The organism is bacterium (assembly GCA_004322275.1).
In the GTDB taxonomy this organism is placed as follows: Bacteria; Desulfobacterota; Deferrisomatia; order Deferrisomatales; family BM512; genus SCTA01.
On record SCTA01000040.1, the window covers coordinates 37,759 to 58,186 of the forward strand.

Annotated in this window: 20 protein-coding genes; 7 read left to right on the top strand and 13 right to left on the bottom strand. The window is 59.5% G+C overall.

Features of this window, described 5'->3' with window-relative positions; translation table 11 throughout:
* Positions 1-8: 8 nt before the first annotated feature.
* The 6 genes from EPN96_11875 to EPN96_11900 form a co-directional block, all read right to left on the bottom strand.
* Complete coding sequence (locus tag EPN96_11875; protein ID TAL15669.1) at positions 9-1,178, bottom strand: VWA containing CoxE family protein; 1,170 nt, start codon at positions 1,176-1,178, stop codon at positions 9-11.
* Between the two features lie 4 nt (positions 1,179-1,182).
* On the bottom strand, positions 1,183-2,019 hold the full coding sequence (locus EPN96_11880) for a MoxR family ATPase (protein TAL15670.1): 837 nt from the start codon (positions 2,017-2,019) through the stop codon (positions 1,183-1,185).
* Between the two features lie 156 nt (positions 2,020-2,175).
* Entirely contained in the window at positions 2,176-3,207 is a 1,032-nt protein-coding gene (locus EPN96_11885; GenBank protein TAL15671.1) for a hypothetical protein, read from the bottom strand.
* A gap of 38 nt (positions 3,208-3,245) precedes the next feature.
* Entirely contained in the window at positions 3,246-4,628 is a 1,383-nt protein-coding gene (locus tag EPN96_11890; GenBank protein TAL15672.1) for a hypothetical protein, read from the bottom strand.
* Positions 4,629-4,762: 134 nt separating this feature from the next.
* On the bottom strand, positions 4,763-5,245 hold the full coding sequence (locus EPN96_11895; protein ID TAL15673.1) for a hypothetical protein: 483 nt from the start codon (positions 5,243-5,245) through the stop codon (positions 4,763-4,765).
* Between the two features lie 15 nt (positions 5,246-5,260).
* Positions 5,261-6,268, bottom strand: coding sequence for a hypothetical protein (locus EPN96_11900; GenBank protein TAL15674.1), 1,008 nt, complete (start codon positions 6,266-6,268; stop codon positions 5,261-5,263).
* Between the two features lie 264 nt (positions 6,269-6,532).
* Here EPN96_11900 and EPN96_11905 point away from each other — a divergent pair, with 264 nt between their 5' ends.
* From EPN96_11905 to hypF, 3 genes are all read left to right on the top strand, one after another.
* The gene (locus tag EPN96_11905; protein TAL15675.1) at positions 6,533-7,087 is read left to right on the top strand and encodes a hypothetical protein; all 555 of its coding nucleotides are present in this window, start codon (positions 6,533-6,535) and stop codon (positions 7,085-7,087) included.
* A 97-nt stretch (positions 7,088-7,184) separates the two neighbouring features.
* Entirely contained in the window at positions 7,185-7,355 is a 171-nt protein-coding gene (locus EPN96_11910) for a 4Fe-4S dicluster domain-containing protein (GenBank protein ID TAL15676.1), read from the top strand.
* Entirely contained in the window at positions 7,297-9,738 is a 2,442-nt protein-coding gene (gene hypF / locus EPN96_11915) for a carbamoyltransferase HypF (GenBank protein TAL15677.1), read from the top strand. The genes EPN96_11910 and hypF overlap by 59 nt, the downstream gene beginning before the upstream one ends.
* Here hypF and EPN96_11920 read toward each other — a convergent pair.
* Positions 9,735-10,046: a YkgJ family cysteine cluster protein gene (locus EPN96_11920; GenBank protein ID TAL15678.1), complete on the bottom strand. Its 312-nt coding sequence runs from the start codon at positions 10,044-10,046 to the stop codon at positions 9,735-9,737. The genes hypF and EPN96_11920 overlap by 4 nt on opposite strands.
* A gap of 252 nt (positions 10,047-10,298) precedes the next feature.
* Between EPN96_11920 and EPN96_11925 the strand changes: the two genes are divergently transcribed.
* From EPN96_11925 to EPN96_11940, 4 genes are all read left to right on the top strand, one after another.
* On the top strand, positions 10,299-10,841 hold the full coding sequence (locus tag EPN96_11925) for a CPBP family intramembrane metalloprotease (protein TAL15679.1): 543 nt from the start codon (positions 10,299-10,301) through the stop codon (positions 10,839-10,841).
* A gap of 112 nt (positions 10,842-10,953) precedes the next feature.
* Positions 10,954-11,400, top strand: a complete 447-nt coding sequence (locus EPN96_11930; protein ID TAL15680.1) for a CYTH domain-containing protein — start codon at positions 10,954-10,956, stop codon at positions 11,398-11,400.
* 1 nt (position 11,401) lies between these two features.
* Positions 11,402-11,758: a hypothetical protein gene (locus EPN96_11935; protein ID TAL15681.1), complete on the top strand. Its 357-nt coding sequence runs from the start codon at positions 11,402-11,404 to the stop codon at positions 11,756-11,758.
* Positions 11,755-12,711 (top strand): RluA family pseudouridine synthase, encoded by a 957-nt coding sequence (locus EPN96_11940; GenBank protein ID TAL15682.1) that lies wholly within the window; start codon positions 11,755-11,757, stop codon positions 12,709-12,711. Before EPN96_11935 ends, EPN96_11940 begins: the two co-directional genes overlap by 4 nt.
* A gap of 125 nt (positions 12,712-12,836) precedes the next feature.
* On the opposite strand, the gene EPN96_11945 is transcribed toward EPN96_11940, so the two are convergent.
* The 6 genes from EPN96_11945 to EPN96_11970 form a co-directional block, all read right to left on the bottom strand.
* On the bottom strand, positions 12,837-14,120 hold the full coding sequence (locus EPN96_11945; GenBank protein ID TAL15683.1) for a hypothetical protein: 1,284 nt from the start codon (positions 14,118-14,120) through the stop codon (positions 12,837-12,839).
* A gap of 14 nt (positions 14,121-14,134) precedes the next feature.
* Positions 14,135-15,268, bottom strand: coding sequence for an SPFH domain-containing protein (locus tag EPN96_11950; protein ID TAL15684.1), 1,134 nt, complete (start codon positions 15,266-15,268; stop codon positions 14,135-14,137).
* Between the two features lie 33 nt (positions 15,269-15,301).
* On the bottom strand, positions 15,302-15,682 hold the full coding sequence (locus tag EPN96_11955; protein ID TAL15685.1) for a response regulator: 381 nt from the start codon (positions 15,680-15,682) through the stop codon (positions 15,302-15,304).
* A 119-nt stretch (positions 15,683-15,801) separates the two neighbouring features.
* Positions 15,802-18,426, bottom strand: coding sequence for a CBS domain-containing protein (locus EPN96_11960; GenBank protein TAL15686.1), 2,625 nt, complete (start codon positions 18,424-18,426; stop codon positions 15,802-15,804).
* Between the two features lies 1 nt (position 18,427).
* Positions 18,428-19,342, bottom strand: coding sequence for a site-specific tyrosine recombinase XerD (gene xerD, locus EPN96_11965; protein ID TAL15687.1), 915 nt, complete (start codon positions 19,340-19,342; stop codon positions 18,428-18,430).
* Positions 19,339-20,412, bottom strand: a complete 1,074-nt coding sequence (locus tag EPN96_11970; protein ID TAL15688.1) for a response regulator — start codon at positions 20,410-20,412, stop codon at positions 19,339-19,341. The genes xerD and EPN96_11970 overlap by 4 nt, the downstream gene beginning before the upstream one ends.
* Positions 20,413-20,428 lie beyond the last annotated feature (16 nt).

Sequence of the window (20,428 nt, forward strand, 5' to 3'; positions counted from 1 at the left end):
AACCACCGTTAAACCAGTGCGCGCACGGCGCTGTCGATGCCGGACACGGTAAGCGGATACATGGGAAAGATTCTGCCGATGGTCTCGATGGTTCTGTGTCCGGCCCACTCGGCTTCCGCGACGGGATTTAGCCACGCGCGCTTGGGGAAAGCCCTCGCGAGGCTTTTCAGCCGGTCTATCCCCTTTATCATCGAGACGCGCTTTCTCTCCATAAAACCGTTGGGAATCATAAGCTCGAAGGGGGCCATCACCGCGTCGCCGACGACGATGAGCCTGTAATCCCCTCCCCTCGTCTGCCGAAGAAAGTCCTCCACCTCCACGAACTCGCCCTTCTCCACGTCGGTGTAGAGATTATCATAGATGCAGTTGTGAAAGTAGAAGGGGCGAAACTCCTTGAAATGGTTGATCGAATTGGCGGCCGAGAAGAGCTTCTCCGAAAGCACCCTGAAGGGCTCCATCGACCCGCCCGTATCCATAGCCAGCACCAGCCGTGTCTGGTTCTCCCTCTCCCTGCCGAAGACCAGCTCAATCTCCCCGCCCTCTCTCGCGGTGCGGTCGATAGTCTCGTCGATGGAGAGGGTTTCCGCCCCCTCGCTCCGCAGCGCCCGAAGGCGCTTGAGGGCGACGCCGATGCGCCTCGTGTCGAGGGTTCTGTCGCCGCGAAGGTTCCTGTAATCCCTCCTGACGGCCCTAAGGAGCGCTCCCCCGCCGTCCCCCTCCTCGTCGAAGGTCACACCGGCGGGGTTCTTGCCGTCCTGCCCGTAAGGGCTCGTTCCCCGCGTTCCGACGAAGTGATCGCCGCAGCAGTGAGTCGCCCCTTTCTGCTCACGCAGAATCTTCTCCATCGCTCCCCAAAGCTCGCCGGGGCTCAGACTGCTAAGATAATCGAGTTCGTCGCGGCCAAGTTCAGGCGGCGTAGCGGAGGATTTCAGCCAGAGGAGAATGTCGTCCAGGTCATAGGTGGCGGCGTCAGCTCCACGGAAGACGGCGGCGAAGACCTGGTCGAAGGAGTCGTAATCCTCGACGTTCTTTACAAGGAGCGAGCGCGAGAGGGCGTAAAAGCCGTCGAGGGTGTGGCCGTGAAGCCCCCGTTTAAGCGCCTCCAGCAGGGTAAGCCACTCGGTCGGCGTGACTTTAACTCCGTAGGAGCGAAGGGCGAAGAAAAAGGCTGTCAGCAACTCCTCACCTTCCCGCCGGTTTCCTTGAAAGCGCCTCCGCGTCTTCCCGGTTCTTGAGCAGAGCCCCGAGAAAGGGGATGTTTTCAGGTTTTCCCGCGCCATCAACGGGCAAGCCGGTGCCCGAAGCCCGCAGAACACGTATCCAGTCGATGAGTTCCGAGGTAGAGGGGGGTTTTCCTATGCCGGGAACCTCGCGGAGGCCGTAAAATATCTTAAGGGCGCTCTCAAGAAGCCCTTCTTCCAGCCCCGGGTGGTGTACCTCCACTATCTCGCGCATCTTTTTTTCGCCGGGAAAAGCTATGAAGTGAAAGACGCACCTCCGAAGGAAGGCGTCGGGAAGCTCCTTTTCGCTGTTGGAGGTTATTATCGTCACCGGCCTTTGCTTCGCCGTGACCTTCTCCCCGGTCTCGATTACCTCGAAGCTCATCTCGTCCAGTTCGGAAAGGAGGTCGTTGGGAAACTCGATATCGGCCTTGTCTATCTCGTCGATGAGAAGGACCGTCCGCTCCGTGGCCGAAAAAGCCCTTCCGAGGGGGCCGGGTTTGATGTACCTGCCGATATCCCGCACGTCGCCCTCGCCGAAGCGGGCGTCGTTCAGGCGCGAAACCGTGTCATAGGTGTAAAGGCCGTCTCTCGCCTTCGTGGTCGATTTGACGTTCCAGACAATTATCGGCAGCCCCAGGGCGCGGGCTATGTGGTGCGCCAGAAGGGTCTTGCCGGTGCCGGGCTCCCCTTTCACCAGCAGCGGTCTTTCGAGCTCCAGAGCGACGTTCACGACGCTCATCAGTTCGTCGGTTACAACGTAGCTCTCGGTACCTTTGAACCTGTGAAAATTTTTCATGGTCCTCCCCTGCGCGCGCTTGAGCGTTACAGTACGAATATAGAATAAATTCAAGATTGCGGCGCAAAATAATTTGCAGGCGGGAGGAGATTGAGGAGGGACGGGGGGCTGCGTCAAAGGCCGCAGCCCCTTCCCTTTTTATTTGCGGGTTATTTTTTAATTATCCGGCGCGCCCTCGGCTATCCACTGGCGGATAGCCCTGTAGTCGGGGTCTTCGGCGCTCCAGAAATACCCGCCGGCGTGGGTGAATTCGCCCGCCGGGCCCGCGATGGTCTTGGTCAGAAGCGGGCTTTCGTCCGGGGTCGCGGCGTAGTCCAGAGCGAAGTACGCTATCCCCTTCTTTTCAACGGAGGAGACGGTGGAGCCCGCGTAAGTGGTGAAATCCTGGCCGTTGCTGTAGTCGATGGAGGTTGAAGGGTCCTCGACGTCCGATTTCGTCACCAGCCTCGACATGGTGGCCCCCGGAATGTGGCAGGGCACGCACTTTGAGACGAAGATCGGCAGGATGTGCTTTTTGAAGCTCATCCCCTCCGCCGGGTAAGAGTCCAGCGTGGACTTTCTGGCGCCCCAAAGGCCGCCCCTGCTCCCCATCGCGGAATGGTGCATATTGCAGCTCATCCTGGAGGACGGGTCGGTCGCGCCGCCCACCGGGGCTATCGTGACCATCGGCGTCGTCTGGTCGCCGCTCTTCACCCACCCCTTGTACTGCCAGGTCCGCGAATCCGCGGGGTCCGCCGGCTGCGTATCGGTATAGAGCAATACGGTCGTGCCGGAGTGGCTGGCGATGGAGTAGGGATTGCTGGCAAAGGACGTGTAGGACCAGAAGTTCCCCACGCTGTTGCTGGTCATGCTTATGACGTTGCCGCCGATGTCCTGAAGGATTATCTCGCCGCCTTCGGCGGTCCTTCTGGCGGCGCGGTCCTCGTAAAAAGTGCCCGAAACTGAAAAGACGTAGTTCTGCGCCTTCCCATTGGGGCGGTGGCAAAGGCCGCAGTCCTCCCCCGCGTTGTGGAGCCCCGTTCCGGGGCCGTTGTCCTTGCCGGGAAGGTGGTCCGACGGGGCGGGCTGGTACATGCGCCCTGCGGCGGAAAAGTTTTCCGGGCCGTAATCTGCGGCGACGGCGCAAAGCGCCGTCCCGAAAAGCCCGATGGCGATTAAAGCGTTTATGTTCAAAATGGTTTTTCTCATCTCAAAATCTCCCTTAAAGGATGATGGGGGATATCCTCCTAATGACAACTGCCGCTTCCGCCCGTATCTCCGCCGCTGCTGCCTCCGGTGACCGGGGCTCCGGTAGCGGGATCGATCATGCTCACCCCTCCGGTGTTGCCGTTCGAGAGGGGGCCGCCGATCATGATGTTTCCCTCGGCGTTTGCAGCGAGACAGACGCCGTAGCCCTGACCCTCTATCATTGCGTCGAAGGAGGTCGCGGAGGAGAGCGTGGAGGCGGAATTCACGTCCTTGCCCTTGAAGAAATAGACCTTTCCGCCCATGGGCTTTCCGGCGCAGTTGCAAAGAGGGGCGCTGACGGCGAAATCGGGCTTGCCGTCTTCGTCGATATCTCCCGCGAGCGCGATAGCAAAACCGAAACGATCGAAGGGACCTGCTCCGCAGATTTTGGCGAGGAGATCGGAGGGATTCGTTGAGAGATCGATCGTCCTCGTTCCGGTTCCTCCCTTTATCACGTAAAGGCAGCCGGTTTCCTTGCCATCGTTTACAACCGCCTTGGGCGCTCCGATAGCGAACTCGCCGAAGCCGTCTCCGTCGATATCGCCAAGCACCGCCAGGGTTCTTCCAAAGCCGGTGGCGGCGCTGGTGACGGTCACGTCGGGAGCCGAAAGCGAGGGGGAGAAGGCGGGACCGCCGTAAAAGCCGAGAACCTTCCCGGAAGCAGAGATAAGGAGGTCATCGGTTCCGTCGCCGTTTACGTCTCCGGAAGCGGCCGACCATCCCAGTCCCTTTACCGCCGAAGTTGCGTACAGCGAAATTGTGCGCGTCAAATCCGGCCCGAAATAAAGGTAAACCGCCCCCTGGCTCTGGAGCGCCGGGTCGCTGGTGTTGAAGGGAGCCCCCGCAATCACGTCGGAGTATCCGTCGCCGTCCAGATCTCCTCCGGCGATGGCGTAGCCGAACTTGGCAAGCGGATACTCCCCGGAGAGCTTTTTTATCAGCTCTCCGCCGGTCCCTCCCCGGTAGACGTAGACGCTTCCGCTGAGGGAAGGGTCGCTGGCTCCGTCGCCGGAACCGTTTAGGGCGCAAACGGCGAAATCGTCGATGCCGTCTTTGTCCACGTCTCCCACGTTGGCGAAGGAAAAGCCGAAATTGTCGTCGCCGGTGAGCACCATCGAGGGCCTCGTGCCGTAACCTTCGCCCTCCCTGGTGTAAACCAGAAGCGCTCCGGTCTTTGAGGCCGCTTCCGCGTAAGGAGCGCCGACGATCTTGTCTTCGTCGCCGTCGCCGTCTATGTCCACAAACCCGCCGGCCGATCCCTGCCTGCTGTTCGTGAGGGTTATCGAGCTGTCCACGGAACCGTCGCCGCCGCCGCTTCCGCTGCAACCTATAAACGAGAGCGCCATAGCCAGGGCCAGACCTCCCTGAATTATTTTCTTCATCGAAACTCTCCTTTTATCCAGCAAATTCTTACGTTTCCTGAGGATTTTCCCGTACCGCCCGGAACAAGGGCGCACAACAAGGCCTTCGACTTTGCGGGTGTGCTATCTTGCTTTAGAGACGGTTTCGGGAGCTGTCAGACGAGGGAGGCCACTTTGGGAGGGGGGTCGGGAGGTTCCGGGTAACGCCCGGCGGGAGTTTCCGAATGGGTTGAATAGCTCAGAACCCGCCATTCGCCGGTTTCGGCCCGTGAAACCACCGGCAGGAAAAGATCGGGCTTCCCCTGGGAGGAATCGATAAATCCTGCCCTGTCGCCGCAGGGAGCGGCGTAAAAGCCGGGCAACGAACTGTCGCGGTCTTGCCCGGATTTTTCATCGCTCTCGTGCTGGCCCGAATCGCAGCAGGAGGGCTCCTCCTGCCGGTAGCAGCAACAGGTCTTCGCGGCCACCCGCTCCGGCGCGCAGCCGCAAAGCTCGTGGTTTCCCATGCAGACGGCGGAGTGAGATCCGGAATTGACGGCCTTGCCGGGAGGTTGAAAGACGACGGAAAGCTGCATCAGCGCCAGCGTCACCGCCAGCACCGTCACGACAATCGCAGTTTTCGTCGAAATTCTCTTCACTCTCTATCCTTTAACCTAGAAGCTCGCTGAAAATGACGCAACAAGCCCGTATTTCGTAACGAGTTGAATCCCGTTCACGCGCTCCCAAAGCGGAAACTGGAATTTCAGGCTGACGTTCGCGCTGCCTGGCGGACTCAGTTCCAGTCCGGCCGAGCCCCAAAGGGCGTCGCCGCCGGTGTTGGCCGTATCGTCGATAAGGCTCGCCGGGTTGGTGTACTTGCCGTCCCGGTCGCTGGCTTTTCCAACGTCCAGAAATTCCAGCCCTCCGGAGATTCCCAGCCGCCTCAGCGGGTAATACCTGCCCGTGGCCTTGAGGGAGGCGACGCTGCCGAAGCGGTAACCCTCGGGATTCCGGGTTGCGTACTGGTAGGAAGCCGAAAGGTCGAAGGAGACTTTCTCCCCCTCCCTCCCGTAGGCGATAAACGCCAGAGGGTCCCAAGAGCCGGAGCCGGGCTGCATGTGGGCGTGGATGAAATTCCCCGAGGAACCCTTCTTCCTGTAATCGCCCGAGGGAGTTTTGACGCCCGCGCCCACGGTCAGGGAGCCGTTATCCGTTTCGGAAGGAGGAGAAATAACGTAACCGGAGCGAAGGACGATATCCCCGAGGCCCGATACCGGGTCCATCTCCGTCTCTTCCCAGCCCAGTCCGGGACCGCGGTCAAGAGACATAGCCATCGTGTAGCGGACGTAGGGAACGGCGACGGATACCGGGGTGCGCGGGTTCGGCTTGTAGCCCGCCGAAAGGGTGTACCTTTCCATCTCCATATCGACCGGTATGACCGTGTAATCGGTCTTTTCGCGGATGTCGCCGATGGAAAGGCTTTCGGCCCCCTCGCGGTACCCCTCCATCAGAGAGTAGCTGTAGGAAAGCCCCATCAGGAACCTGTCGCCGATGGCGGTGTTTCCCGCTTCCGCATGGTCCGAACCCGCGGATTCGCAGCAGGGGCTCGACGCCCTGGAAGGAACGGAGATGAGCAGGAGAGCCGCCGATAACAGCAATGCAATACGAAAATTAATCTTCACTGGTCTTTTGCCCTTTGGAACCGGTGCATTTTCCGCATCGTTTTGCGGGTTATTTGAAGTCTAGGTTACGCGCCGCCGGTTGCAAGAGGCTGTACGGCTCAATCTTTCGTAGGAATTCCGGAATATGGACATGAGCGTTTGTCCTACAGGAGGAGAAGCTTTGCGGGTCAACCCTTGCCGAAAAAAAAATTTCGGCTCAAAATTTTTTCGCCCCCGCGCGCCAAATCATGGTTAAATTGGTAATAGTTTTAAAAAGGAGAGCAAATGGCAAAGTGCCCAGGGCAGGATACCGCGCAGTGGGGCTACGATTCGATCTTCGACGTCGAGTGCCCCAAGTGTAAAAAGCCGGTTGAGTTTTTCAAGGACGAGATGCGCCGCAAGTGCGGAAGCTGCGGCGAGCGGGTCTTCAACGACAGGATGGATCTCGGGTGCGCCAAGTGGTGCCCCTCGGCCGAATCCTGCATCGGCGCGGACGGGCTTCGGGACTTCAAGGTAAACGAGCAGCGGAAAACGCGGCGCGAAGACCTACGCGAGCTTTTGTCCCACTCCGGCGGCGACGCCGAGGTTGAGGAGCTCTTCAAGACCCTTTACAGCGAATATCCGAAGGACGATGCGATCTTCGACACCAACCGGCTGGCCACGGTTCAGGAGAGAAACGAAAACCTCTTCAACCGCGCGACAGCCGTTTTCAGAAAGTTCCTCCAGGAGCGCGCCGAAACGGCCAAGCGAGCCGCCGAAGGCCGCGCCCGCACTGAGGAACTTCTCTCGCACGACCAGTACTCGAAAAGAAAGAAAGAACTGGCGGAACGCGGAAAATAAAACAGCTCTTGACAGCGGATTACAGTTAATCCATTCTTTCCACTCGTAAAAAACTCGAGGCATGAAGCCTCGTAACCAAAACCCGGAGGACAAAAACATGGCTTACAAGATAACCGATAAGTGTCAGGCCTGTGGTGAGTGTGTAGACGCTTGCCCGGTGGGCGCAATCTCCGAGAGCGGCGGCAAATACTTGATCGACGCGGACAGCTGTGTCGATTGCGGCACCTGCGCTGAAGAGTGCCCCTCCAACGCCATCGAAGAAGCCTGAGCTTTGCGGCTTTGCCGTAGGAAAGCCGGAGCCTTTGGTTCCGGCTTTTTTCTTTTTCGGCGCGGAATTTGAAGTGAAAAAACCGTTTGAGAGAAGATTTTTAAGAGTCTCCGGCATCGTGCAGGGGGTGGGGTTCCGCCCCTTCGCGGCCCGGCTCGCGGGCGGCCTCGGGCTGACGGGGCAGGTCGCCAACACCACCCGGGGGGTGGAGATCGAGATTCAGGGCAAAAAAGCCGTCCTCGACGAGTTCTGCAGCCGCCTTGAACGCGAACTTCCCCCCGTCGCCCTGATCCTCGGCGTAGAGTGCGAAAACATTTCTCCCGTTTCCGGCGAAAACTCCTTTAAAATCGTCTCCTCGCGCACCGACCCGGTCTCCTCGGTGATAATCCCCCCGGACATCGCCACCTGCCCTAAATGTCTGGCGGAACTTCTCGACCCCTCGGACCGGCGCTTCGGTTATCCCTTCATCAACTGCACCGATTGCGGCCCGCGCTATACGATTATCGAAAAAACCCCCTATGACCGCCCCAACACCTCGATGGCGGGTTTTACAATGTGCCCGGCGTGCGAGACGGAGTACGAAGCGCCGCAAAGTAGGCGCTTTCACGCGCAGCCCAACGCCTGCCCCGCCTGCGGCCCATCGCTTTGGGCTCTCGACGGCTCGGGAGAGAGAATAGATTCTGAACCGGTCGCCGAAGCCGCAAGGATCCTCTCCTCGGGGGGCATAGTCGCCCTTCTCGGAATCGGGGGTTTCCACCTCGCCTGCGACGCGGCGAACGAAGACGCCGTCACCCTCCTTCGCCGAAGAAAGAAGCGGCCGGGAAAGCCCTTCGCGGTGATGGCGGACTCCATGAAGACCGCCAGGAGCGCGGGCAGGCTGTCGCAGGGCTCCGAGAGGGAGCTTGCGGGCCCTTGGGCGCCGATTGTCCTTTGCCCGTCAAGGGAGACCTCGCCGGTCACCCCCTCCGTCGCGCCGGGGCAAAACACCGTGGGGCTCTTCCTTCCCTACGCACCCCTCCACCACCTTCTCTTTAAAGACGAAGGTTCGCCCCGCCTGCTGGTAATGACCAGCGGCAACCGGAGCGACGAACCGCTTATCTCCACTGTGAAAGAGGCGCTTGAAAAACTCGGCGGGGTCGCCGACCTCTTTTTGGTCCACGACCGCCCGATAATCCACCCGGTGGACGATTCGGTGCTAAAGGATATGGGGTCGCTGGGAGTTGTGGCTGTCAGAAGGGCGAGGGGCTACGCCCCCAGGCCCGTTCCTGTGAAGGGAAAGAACCCCGGAACGGTTCTGGCGGTGGGTGCGGAGCTTATGAGCGCGGTGACGGTCCTGCAGGGCGGCCTCGCCTTCGTGGGCTCACATGTGGGTGACCTCAAAAACCTCGAAACCGAGGAGTACTTCCGAAGGGGAGTAACCCACCTTCTGGAGCTGCTGCGGGCCAGGCCAGTCCTCGCCGCCTGCGACCTCCACCCCTCTTACCGCTCGACGGCTTTCGCCGAAGAATACTCAGCCGAAGAGTCCATCCCCCTCCTTCGCATCCAGCACCACGAGGCGCACGGGGCGGGGTGCATGGCCGAAAACTCCTTCACCGGCGAGGGAGTGGTTCTGGCTCTCGACGGCGTCGGCTACGGCCACGACGGGACGATCTGGGGGGGAGAGATTCTGACCGGCAAGCCCGGCTCCTTCTCCCGCAAGGCGCACCTTCTGCCAGTCCCCCAGCCGGGAGGCGACAGCGCGGCGCTGGAACCCTGGAGGATGGCGGCCTCGCACCTTCGCCTTATCGCGGGAAGCGGCTGGAAGGAGCTGCCTCTGGGCATTTTCAGAGGAAAGACGCCTGAGGAGTTGACGACTCTGGATGCGATGATGGAAAAGGGGCTGGGTTCCCCCCTCACCTCCTCCTGCGGCAGGCTTTTCGACTCGGCCGCCGCCATTGCCCTCGGCATTGAGGGGCGGATACTCTATTCGGCGCAGGGGCCGATGGAACTGGAAGCCGCCGCTTCGCGCTCGCTCTCTTCGAGAAATTACCCGGAGGGAAAGATAACCCCCGACGGCTCGAAGTTTATAATCGACCCCTCTCCCCTCCTTCAGGCTCTTCTGGACGACGCGCTGAAAAACCGCGACAAGTCCGCGATGGCCAGAAGCTTTCACGAGGCGCTGGCGAAGACCTTTTTTACGGCGGCAAAGAGCGTCGCGGAAAGAGAAGGGCTGAATGACGTTTTTCTCACGGGCGGCTGCTTTTTCAACTCGATTCTCGCCGAATCGCTAAAGCTCATGCTGGAAAAAGAGGGGCTCAAGGTCCACCACCACCGCCTGATACCCCCCGGCGACGGCGGAATATCCTACGGCCAGGCTAGCTGGATCGCGCTCAAGGGCTCCTAGAAAACCACGCCCCTCACGCATTTTTTGTTGTGGTAAACCGTGGGATAACCCCTGCAAACTTCCGGCTTCGCGTCGTGTATCCCGCAGACGGCGCGATCCGGTCCTTCGCGCACGATGAAAGGGCAGGCTTCCTGCCTCGAACCGTCGCTCTTCACCCAGAGAGCGCCGTCCTCGCCCACCGCCGAGAGGATGTCCGCTCGCCCCTCCTTACGCCATCGTTCCAGGTCGCTTTGGGAAGCCGTGAGCGCCGCCCCATAAAGATCGCAGCAGATACCGCAGGCGACACAGCCGTTATTTTTTTCAGTCATGGCTTTACCCCCTGTAAATCTGGTATTTTCCCTTCGGAGGCTTTGAAAAACTGTTGCGAGCCCCGTTTTCTGCGTCGCGTGCTCGCTCAAAGCTCGGCGTATTAAACTATACTGCCTCGCTTCTCGCTGCGCGTCTCCTTGAAACCGGGGCTTCTCTCGACGTTTTTCAACAGCCTCCAAGACAAATTTTGAAAGGCTAAACTGCTTTTGACCACTGAAAATTCAGAATACATAGAACCGGCGGAGAATCCAATGGGCAGGGCGGCTTTCGCCTACGGCCTCGGGATAATACTGGCGCTGGTGACGATCTTCTGGCTGAAAAAGCCCCTCGTCTTTTACGGCGCGACGCGCGGGGAGGAGTTCTTCCTCGGCAAAAATCCGAGGGAAAGCATTCTTTTCGGCCTCGCCGCCGGAGGCGCGCTCATCGTCACGGGCGAGCTTTTCATGCGCTTCACCCACTGGGGCAAGGCCGTCGTGCGGATGCTTCGGGCCGTCGTGGGGCTCTTGCATCCCATGGACGCCCTGCTGCTGGCCTTCCTCAGCTCCTTCGGCGAAGAACTTATCTTCAGGGGCGTCCTTCTGCCCTACCTTGGGCTTTACGGCTCCTCCTTCGTCTTCGGCCTCCTCCACCTGGTCCCCAGAAAGAAGATGTGGGTCTGGTCGGTCTGGGCCCTCGGAGCGGGACTCGGACTCGGCTGGCTCGCCGTCAGGACCGGGGGGCTTCTCGCGCCCACCCTGGCTCACTTCGGAGTCAATTTCCTCGGCCTCTACTTCCTCGGCAGGAGAAAAATTTAATAATCGCCTCCTCCGGGGAAATTGAAACGCTCTCCTGCTCCGGTAAAATGGTAGAATGCGGCGTCCGCCGGAAGGCTGCACCGGCGGAAGGACTTATACCCTTTAGAGGTAATTGATTTTGGAGATAGAGAGAAAATTCCTCGTCCTGAAGGAGAAACTTCCCCCTCTGGGAGAAGGGGAAAAGATTCTGCAGGCGTATCTCGGCCTCGACCCGGTGGTGCGCGTCCGCGTGACCGGACAGAAGGGCATACTTACCGTCAAGGGCAAGGGGCTCCTTTCGAGGCAGGAGATAGAAACCGGAATCGAACGTGAAAAAGCCCTCGCCCTGCTTAAACTTCGCGTCGCGGGGAGCAGGGTTATCGAGAAAACGCGGCATATAATTACACACGGCGGCAAAAAATGGGAACTCGACCTTTTCGAGGGAGAACTTGCCGGACTTGTCGTCGCCGAAATCGAACTTGAAGCGGAGGATGAAGAGTTCACCCTTCCGCCCTGGGCCGGAAGCGAAGTGACTTTCGATCCCCGTTACCAAAACGCCAATATGGCGGGAATGAAATAACATGGAAACCATTGTAAGACCCCTCGACGTAATCGGGGTGTACATCGACGAAAAGCTCGCCTTCTTCGCGAGGGTCGAGGAGATATCTCCCGACGTAAAACCGGGATGGCGGAAAATGCGCTTTTTAATCCTCAACCCGGCTATCGAAGAGCGCGAAATGACCTGGATACTGCAACCCTCGCAGATAAACGGCGAACCCTACTCGATGGAGGGCATTCCCGTCCGCATCGAGCGTCTACCCGACCCAGTCCCGGCCGCAACTGAGTCTCCCCCCGAAGAGGAGCCTCCCGCCCGTAAGGAAAAAACGGAAAAAACCGCGAGAGTGATAGAGTTTCCGGGCCGGAGAGAGAAACATTGAAAAGAGAAGGTGAAAGAAAGAGCGCCCCGAGGCAGTCGAGGATACAGGGAACGCCCTTCACCGTGGTCTACGAGGACAAGGACATCCTCGTGGCCAACAAGAAGGCGGGCATCCTGACGGTTCCAATTCCCGGAAAGAGCTCGAAGAACCTCGAAGAGATAATCAACAATTACCTCCTCTCCCAGAAACGCTCGGCGCAGGCCGTACACCGCATAGACCGCTTCACCTCCGGCCTCGTCGTCTTCGGCAAGGGGAGAAACGCCTGGGGCAAGCTGGTGGAGCAGTTTAAGGAGCACACCCCCGAGCGCGTCTACCTCGCGGTGGTGCGCGGCGTTCCCAGGAAGGACGAGGGCACCCTCCGCCACCAGCTAAAGCTGACCAAGAACGGCTTTCGCCAGCTTGTAGTGAAAACCGACGGCACACTAGCGATAACCCACTACAAGGTTCTGGAGAAATTCGACGGCGCTTCGCTTCTTGAGGTGCGCCTTGAGACCGGCCTCAAAAACCAGATTCGCGTCCAGTTCCGGGCCATCGGCAATCCGCTGGTCGGCGACCGCCACTACAGCCCCGGCGAGGAGGAAGAGGTGCTGCTCGATCGTCAGGCCCTTCACGCCTGGAAACTGTCCTTCAAGCACCCCACCGAGGGCAGGATAGTCTCCTTTGAAGCCCCTCTCCCGCAGGACATGGAGTCGCTGATCGCGCGGCTCCGCAAAGGCGGCGCCAAAAGAAAAGAAGCTCCCCAAGCGAAAGATACTCCTTCGCGTAAAGAAACCGCTCCGAGGAAAGAGGCTCCTCCGAAGAAGGAAGCCCCTCCGAAGAAGGAAGCCCCTCCGAAGAAGGAAGCCCCTCCGAAGAAAGAAGCCCCTCCGAAGAAAGAGCCGCCAAACAGGTTCAAAAAATCGATGCGCGGAGAGCCTGTCAAGAAGAAGCGTACGGCGAGGGTCAAGCCGTAATTTCCGGCAAACTATTTCGGTGAAGGGCAAGGAGTCCGCAGGGCGCGCGACGAGCAGTACCGTTTATACGGCGAGGAGCGCGCCCGAGAAACGACGCCGCCCTTCGCCGAAAGAGGAAGCCGGACTTAGAGGTTGGCTCCGTAGATAAGAACGTTTTCCGGTATCACCTGCCCGCTCGGCTGATGCCTCCACTCCCTCCTCTCCAGCGCGAAGGGAATGTACAAAAGGCGCGCGCGCAGAATCCTGAACTCCGTAGTGGCGATCAGCGGCAGCCGGTTTTTCTTGTCCATAACCATTGACGAAAGGATTACCGGGAGGGCTTCGACCGCCTCCTTCAGCGAAAGCCTCACCGGCTCCGCGTTTATCTTCCCCTTCTCGGGCCTCGGCGGGCCGTGTTCGCCGGTAAAAAAGAGGGTGGCGATCTTTCCGAGGCGCAGGAATATCTTAGATTTTATCTTGAAACCCGGGATCAGGGCCGAGCAGTTGTCCGAACCCCACTCTTTAGGCGTTATCCGGTAGGGGGTGGCCCAGAGGGCGAGGTCAGCCCTGCTCTTGAGCCCTATGGACTCCGCCGAAAAGTCCAGCTGCCAGAAGGGGAAGAGCCTCTGCCCCTCTCCCAGTTCGCCGAGAAGGGCAAAGGGCATCTCTCCGAACTTCTCTCCCCTCGTCCACCAGGCCTTCGCGCAGTTCGGGCACAGAAGCACCTCCGCGCCGTGGTCGGGGGGCAGAGCCCCCGCGCAATTGGGGCAGATGAGCGGCAAAAACCTCATCGGGGCGTGGTTTCCGGCCTTTCCCAGCGCCTCTTTAAGCGCGCCCGCTTCACCCTGAGTGAGGCAGTACTGCCGCCCGTCCGGAAAAGCCTCCCGGAGACAGACTTTTTCCCCTTCCTCCCTGAGCGCGAAAGGGGCGTGGACGATTACGGCGGTCTCGCCGATGAGCCGGGACATGAGCTGGTCCACGCGCACGCCGAAGACCTTGTCCACGGCGCTGCCGTCGATGGCTTTTTCCACGGGGATGTCGGTTTGAGGGGTGTTTTTGGGCCAGTTGGTGAGGGTGAGCTGCCAGGCCTGGGGGCGCACGCCCAGACTCACCCCCTCAGGCAGGAGGGAGGTGGCGGGGGCGGTGGAATCGAGAAGATGGGCCTCGACCTCGCCCGTTTCGCTGAAGACCTTGTAGCGGAGGCCCTTCAACCTCCAGAAGGGCAGGTAGATTATCTCCTCCCCTCGAAACTCGTCTACGACGGGCAGGCGGTAACCGAGCGGGCCGTCCTGAACTATGTAGAGGCTGGTTTTACAGTAGCGGCAGGAGAGGACCCTGTCGCCCACTTCGACTTCGACCTTGGCCCCGCACTGCGGGCAGGTCCCGACTGCTTCCCAAGCGGGGGAATTGCCTGACTCTTCCTCCGCCACTTATGAGTCTCCCGTCAGCCCAGGGACTGTCCGCACTGGTTGCAAAAGGAGGCTTCCATCAGGTTTTTCGCACCGCAGTGGGTACAAACCTTGTCATGGATCGGAGTGGAGGCGGGAACCCCGCACGCAGGGCAGAATTTCGCCCTCGGGGAGATGTTTTTCCCGCACTCGGCGCACTTTTTCAGCACCACTATCTGGCTTCCGCAATGGCAGCAGAACCGCGCGTCACGGCTCACCTCCCCTCCGCAGTCCGGGCAGACGGACATATTTTCGGCTCTGCCCTTTTCCGGGGAAAGCATTCCTCCGAAAAGGCCCGGAACCACCATTCCCATGCCCATGCCGAGACCCATCCCCATCCCTCCGGCCTGAGCGCCCCCCTCCGAAGCGCCTTTTTCAAGCGCCATCGCCATCTTCATCTTCAGGAGGTCGTCAAGTCTTCCCCCGATCGCTCCGAGGCGAGTGCGCTCGTCTATAGCCTTTTGCACCTCGTCGGGAGGGGTTATGGCGTTTATGAAAAGAGACTTCAGCGAAAGGCCGTAGCGCGCGAAATCGGCAACCAACCGCTTTTGCAGCCCTTCCGCTATCTCCTCGTAGAGGGCCGGGAGGTTAAGGAGGGTGTCGAGCTTTTCGCCGAGGAGGTCGTTCAGGCGCGAGACTATAACCTGTGCCAGATAGCTTTCAAGATCGGCGATGTCATAGCTCGCCTTCGTCCCGACGATGGAGTTCACGAAGAGCACGGGCTGGACGACCTGGACGTTAAAGACACCGTGAGCGCGGAGGCGAACTAACCCCAATTCGTTGTCCCGAAAGGCCACGGGGTCTCTGGTGCCCCAGCCGAGGTTCACGAAATCTTTCAGGTTTACGAAATAGGCTTCGGCGCGGAAGGGACTTCTCATCCCCCACGGAATCGCCAGCATCTTGTTCAATACAGGAAGGTTTTTGGTGGTGAGGGTGTGCCTGCCGGGGCCGAGGGCGTCGCAGGCGGTTCCCTCGGAGTAAAAGACCGCGGCCTGGCTCTCCCGGACGGTTAGCTGCGCGCCGAACTTTATCTCGCCGGAGCCCTTTTCGGGAATCCTGTGGGCCACGGTTTTGCCCGAATTGTCAAACCATTCGAGTACTTCCAGAAAGACGAGGTTGTCCGTCCCCATGAAATTTCTCCCGCAAAGGAAAATACCGGATTGTTAGTGGGATTCGCCCGCGCCGTAGTGTCTTTTCAGGACGTTGGCTATCTGTACCTTGAGTTCGTCAAGCGAGGTGGACTTGACGACGTAGCCCTCGGCAAGCCAAGTGGAACAGTCGTCCTTGTAGGCCCCGTACGCAGTGGAAAGCACGACCGGAAGGCGCGGGTGATTTCTCGATATTTCCTGAAGGACGTGAAGGCCGCTCTCGCGCCTTAGCTTGATATCGAGCACGACGACGTGAACGGGCTCTTCGCTGATAATTTTAAAGGCCTCCGCCCCGGTCTCGGCGGAGCGGACGTTGTACCCCTCCTCCTCAAGCTCCATCTGGTAAAGGGCACGGATGCTCTTTTCGTCGTCTACAACAAGCACCGTATATTTCATAAGGGTCTCCGTCAGAGTAAAAAGATACCTTCTTTATCCTAACACCCGTGAAAATCCAGTCAACCCCTTTGTAACCCCGGCGCACCATGAATTGCAACAGGGGAGCGGGATACGGGACACTAATTGTGACTGGCGAGTCTCTTTTTCACCCAGGCGATCTCTTCTTCCCTCGTCGAAATTGCTCCGTCGAGGCGTGCGCCGAGAAGCTCCGAGAGCAATTTTTTGTAGTCGGGGCCGGGAGGAACCCCCATCTTTCCGAGGTCCTTGCCTCCGAGCAGTGTTTTTGCGTTCACGAGGCGCGTGTAATACCTGCTGAGCGCCTTTCGCTTGGACTCGTCGCGCGTCTTCGCCATCGCCCACAGAAGAGTGATATCTCCGTAAGCGCTGCAAATCCCGTAAATCCTTGAATCCGGTATGAAATCGCCGGATTTCGAGGTGCGAAGGGCCAGCAAAAGCGCGTTTCCTTCCTTCCACACTTTTTTAAGTTCCTCTCCCTCGGCGTTTTCTATGTTGAACTCCCTCAGAAAGGTGTCCAGCTCGGCGTCGTCCAGCGGTTCGAGCAGCGCGAGCATTACGAGTTTCCACGCCTCCACCTTCCTTTCGAGGAAGAGGAGCGAGAACCACGATACGACCTCGTCCACCGCCGAAAGTTTCTGGAGCGCCTTGTCGTTCAGAACAATCCTGGGGTGAAAGCTCTGAAGGCAGCCGTATTTATTCAGGACGTTCAGCCCCTTCATGGGCTCCACTTCCTCAAGGAGGCTCCGCCACTCCCTAAAGAGCCTCCTGCCGCGCGAACGGGAAAGAAAGCCGCCGCTTACCGCGCTCTTCAGCAGCTTTTCGGTCTGCGTCCCGAGGCGGAAGCCGAAGCGCTCCGAAAATCTCAGGGCCCGAAGGATTCTTGTTGGGTCGTCCACGAAGGAGAGGTTGTGGAGTATACGGACCGTCCCCTCCTTGAGGTCGCGAAGTCCGCCGAAAAAATCTATCACGTCGCCGAAACGCGAGGGCTCCAGTCTGACGGCGATGGTGTTTATGGTGAAGTCCCTGCGGTAGAGGTCGAGCTTGAGACTCGATTCCTCCACGGTGGGGAGGGCGGCGGGGCGTTTGTAGTACTCGGTCCTCGCGGTGGCGAAATCGATGGAAAAACCGTCTTTGAAGGTCATCTTGGCGGTGGAGAAGGGGCGGTGTTCGCGGACTTTCGCGCCCCAGAGTCCGGCGGCCTTTTTCGCGAGGGCGATGGCGTCGCCCTCGACGACTATGTCTACGTCGAGGTTTTTCCTGTGAAGTAGAAGGTCGCGCACCAGCCCGCCGACAAGATAGGCCTGCATCCCCTCCGAAACCGCCAGCTCGCCGAGGGCCTTGAGTTTTCCAAAGACGTCCGGGGTCAGCAGCTCCTCCATAGCCCTTTTGGCGGACCGCACGGTCGAACTTTTCGGCGGGCTGAGGGGCTCCATGCGCTCGTCGCGGGTGAGGACTTCGAGGATATCGGTTCTGGTTATCGCGCCGATGAGAGTCTCCTCCTCGACCACGGGCAGGAACCGGAGGCGCTTGTCCACGATGAGGGCGCGGAGGGTGTCGAAGCCGGTATCGGGCGAGACGGTGGAGAATTCCGAGGTCATGTACTCCTCGGCGGGCGCTCCCGAAAGTCCGTGGGCTATCGCGCGCTCCACCACCATTCTCGTGATAATTCCGGCTATTTTTCCCTCTTTCAGCACCGGCATGGCGTTTACGTGGTACCTGTTCAGCGATTCCCTGACGCCCTCAAGGGTGGCCTTTACGTCCACGGTCTTAACGGGTGAGGAAAGGATGTCGCGGGCGGTTATCTTCGGCTTTACGAAGAAGGGAAGGATTTTTTCAAGCTCTTCCTCGACCTGAATGGGGGTGAGGTCGCGGATAGCAGCCGAAGCGGCCTCGCGGTGGCCTCCCCCCCCGAAGTGTTTCGCAATTATGGATACGTCTGCCTCCGGCAGGCGGCTTCTGGCCACGAGTATCACCCTGCCTTCCATGGAGACGCTCATAATCAGCACGTCGATGTTCTCTATCTCGCAGATCTTGTGAGCGAGCGCCGCCACGTCCCCGAGATAATGAGAAACGGAGGCGACGGCGGTAGTCACCTTCACGCCGTTAAAGGCGCGCGTAACCATGCTTTTTAGAAGGTCGTCCAGCAGGGCGACCTCCTCGGCGGTCATCTCCGGCTCCAGAAATCCCGTCACCGCCGAAAGATCGGCGCCCATCTCCAGAAGTTTTCCCGCCGCGTAAAAATCCCTCGGCGTCGTGGCTGAAAAGGTCAGCTTTCCGGTGTCCTCGAAGATTCCGAGAAGCATTACCGTCGCCTCGGCGGGCTCTATGGGGATTTTTTTCTCCAGCAGGAGCTCCACCATCAGTGTCGTCGTAGCGCCGACCATTTCGACCTTGCCAAAATCGGCCCTGATGACCTCGCTCCCTTCCGGGTGGTGGTCGTAGAGGTGGACCTCGACGCCTTTCTTGCCCAGAAGCTCCGCGAATTTTCCGATGCGGCCGGGGTCTCCCACGTCAACGATGATCAGCCGGGTGATTTTACCAAGGTCGATGCGTTTGGCGGATTCAAACCCGGCGGCGTAGATCGAGGAGGCGAGAAAGAAATTCCTTAGGCTCTTTTCCTGCGAGCCGGGAAAGGAGAGAAGCGCCTCCGGGTAGAGCTTTTTGGCCGCGACCATAGACCCGAGCGCGTCGAAATCCGAGTTTACGTGGGTAGTTATGACTTCCAAACTACCCTCCCCTCGGATGGTGCTTTTTTACCATAGTGCGCAGGTGGTCGCGCGAAAGGTGGGTGTAAATCTGGGTGGTCGAGAGGTCGGCGTGGCCGAGCATCATCTGGAGGCTGCGAAGATCCGCCCCGCCCTCCAGAAGGTGGGAGGCGAAGGAGTGGCGCAGGGTGTGGGGGCTGGTGTCGCCGGGGATCCCGGCCCTCCGGCACCCTTCCTTCACCAGCTTCCAGGCGCTCTGCCGAGAGATGGCCTTGCCGAACCTGTTAAGGAAGAGTACGTCGGTCGCCCTCTTTCCCTTGGCGAAAGCGGGCCTTCCCCCCGCGAGGTAAAGCTCTATCGCTTCCTTGGCCCTCTTGCCTATCGGGACTACCCTCTCCTTGGAGCCTTTGCCCATAGTTCTGATAAAGCCGGCGTTCAGCTCCACCCCCGCTATCCTAAGCGAGCATATTTCCGATACCCTGAGGCCGGCGCCGTAGAGGAGCTCCAGCATCGCCCTGTCCCGAAGCCCCTTCGGAGTACTCCCCTCGGGGCTCTCCACAAGCGCCTCGGCCTGTTCCCGCGTCAGGGTCTTGGGGAGGGAGCGCCACTGGCGGAGGGATTCGAGCCTTTCCATCGGGCTTTTGTCCGTAATCCCCTCGCGTATGAGAACCTTGTAGAAGGTGCGAAGGGCCGACATCCTGCGGGCCATCGACCGGGGTTCAATACCGCGCAGGCTCTCGGATTTGAGAAAGTCCATCACGTCTCTGGCCTGAGCCTTCTCCGGCGGGATGTTTCCGCTCTTTTTGAGCGCGGTGAAGAAAGCCCGCAGGTCGCGGGCGTAGGCGTCCACGGTGTTTTTTGAAAGCGAGCGCTCGACGATGAGGTAATTGAGGAAAAAATCCAGAAGATTGTCGGGAGACTTTGCGTCTCCCCTCATATCTCGCAAGTCATGCCCCTGGGAAGTTCGATGGTTACGACCGTGCCCTTGCCCAGCTCGCTGCGGATGTAGACCTCCCCCTGGTGGTGGCCCACGATGCGGTGAACCATGGTAAGGCCCATCCCCGCACCGGACATCTTGGAGGTGAAGAAGGGGTCGAAGACGTGGTCTAGGTCGTTGGGGGCTATGCCGCGCCCGTTGTCGGAGACGTTGATCAGTATTTTGTCTTTCCGGGAGGGGTCTATCTCAATTTTGATCTCTCCGCCGTGGTCCATCGCCTCTACGGAGTTCTCTATGAGGGCTTCCAGGGCCAGCTTGAGGTTCTTGCCGTCGCCGAAAATGACCGTCTCCCCTTTTCCGGCTTCGACCGTAGCCTTCACCTTCGCCTTTTCAAGCTGTTCTTTTTTCCCCTCTATCGCCCATTTCGCCACGTCCACGAGATTTATCGGGGTTCTTGGCTCCGCGATCAGGGTCTTGAAGGAGACGATGGCGTTGACCATGTTCTCCAGCCTCTCGACCTCCTGAATGATGTGGGTGGTGTACTCGCGCAGGGGATCGGTGGGCGGAAGCGCCATGTGGATTCGCCGCGCGAAGCCGCCGATGGCCACCATCGGGTTTCTGACCTCGTGGGCGACTCCCTCCGCCATCAGCCCGAGGGCGCCCATCTTTTCCCTCACGACGCGCTTGGCCTCGCCCTGCCTGCGCTTTATGAGCATCCTCACTCTCGCCGCAAGCTCCCGGGGGTTGAAGGGCTTGGTCATGTAGTCGTCCGCGCCGATGCCGAGCCCTTTTTCCTTGTCGGGAACGTCGGCCTTGGAGGTAAGGAGAATTACGGGAATGGAGTTTGTAGCGGGATTGGATTTTATGCGCCTGCAGACCTCGAAGCCGTCCATTCTCGGCATGACGACGTCGAGGACGACGAGATCGGGGTTGAACGATTCTACCTTCTCCAGAGCCTCTACGCCGTCGTGGGCCACCTCGACTTCGTAACCGACGGATTTGAGGTGCTCCGCAAGGAGATCGGCGTTATCGACATTGTCGTCCACCACCAGAACTTTTTCAGGATTCATTTAAAACCTTCATCTG

Bases quoted from the DNA above. Each gene is read 5' to 3' on its own strand.
- EPN96_11910 (TAL15676.1), top strand. From the start codon at position 7,185: ATGGCTTACAAGATAACCGATAAGTGTCAGGCCTGTGGTGAGTGTGTA.
- EPN96_11970 (TAL15688.1), bottom strand. From the start codon at position 20,412: ATGAATCCTGAAAAAGTTCTGGTGGTGGACGACAATGTCGATAACGCC.
- EPN96_11920 (TAL15678.1), bottom strand. From the start codon at position 10,046: ATGACTGAAAAAAATAACGGCTGTGTCGCCTGCGGTATCTGCTGCGAT.
- EPN96_11880 (TAL15670.1), bottom strand. From the start codon at position 2,019: ATGAAAAATTTTCACAGGTTCAAAGGTACCGAGAGCTACGTTGTAACC.
- EPN96_11950 (TAL15684.1), bottom strand. From the start codon at position 15,268: ATGGGGACGGACAACCTCGTCTTTCTGGAAGTACTCGAATGGTTTGAC.
- EPN96_11955 (TAL15685.1), bottom strand. From the start codon at position 15,682: ATGAAATATACGGTGCTTGTTGTAGACGACGAAAAGAGCATCCGTGCC.
- xerD (TAL15687.1), bottom strand. From the start codon at position 19,342: ATGAGGGGAGACGCAAAGTCTCCCGACAATCTTCTGGATTTTTTCCTC.
- EPN96_11905 (TAL15675.1), top strand. From the start codon at position 6,533: ATGGCAAAGTGCCCAGGGCAGGATACCGCGCAGTGGGGCTACGATTCG.
- EPN96_11935 (TAL15681.1), top strand. From the start codon at position 11,402: ATGGAAACCATTGTAAGACCCCTCGACGTAATCGGGGTGTACATCGAC.
- EPN96_11925 (TAL15679.1), top strand. From the start codon at position 10,299: ATGGGCAGGGCGGCTTTCGCCTACGGCCTCGGGATAATACTGGCGCTG.
- EPN96_11890 (TAL15672.1), bottom strand. From the start codon at position 4,628: ATGAAGAAAATAATTCAGGGAGGTCTGGCCCTGGCTATGGCGCTCTCG.
- EPN96_11885 (TAL15671.1), bottom strand. From the start codon at position 3,207: ATGAGAAAAACCATTTTGAACATAAACGCTTTAATCGCCATCGGGCTT.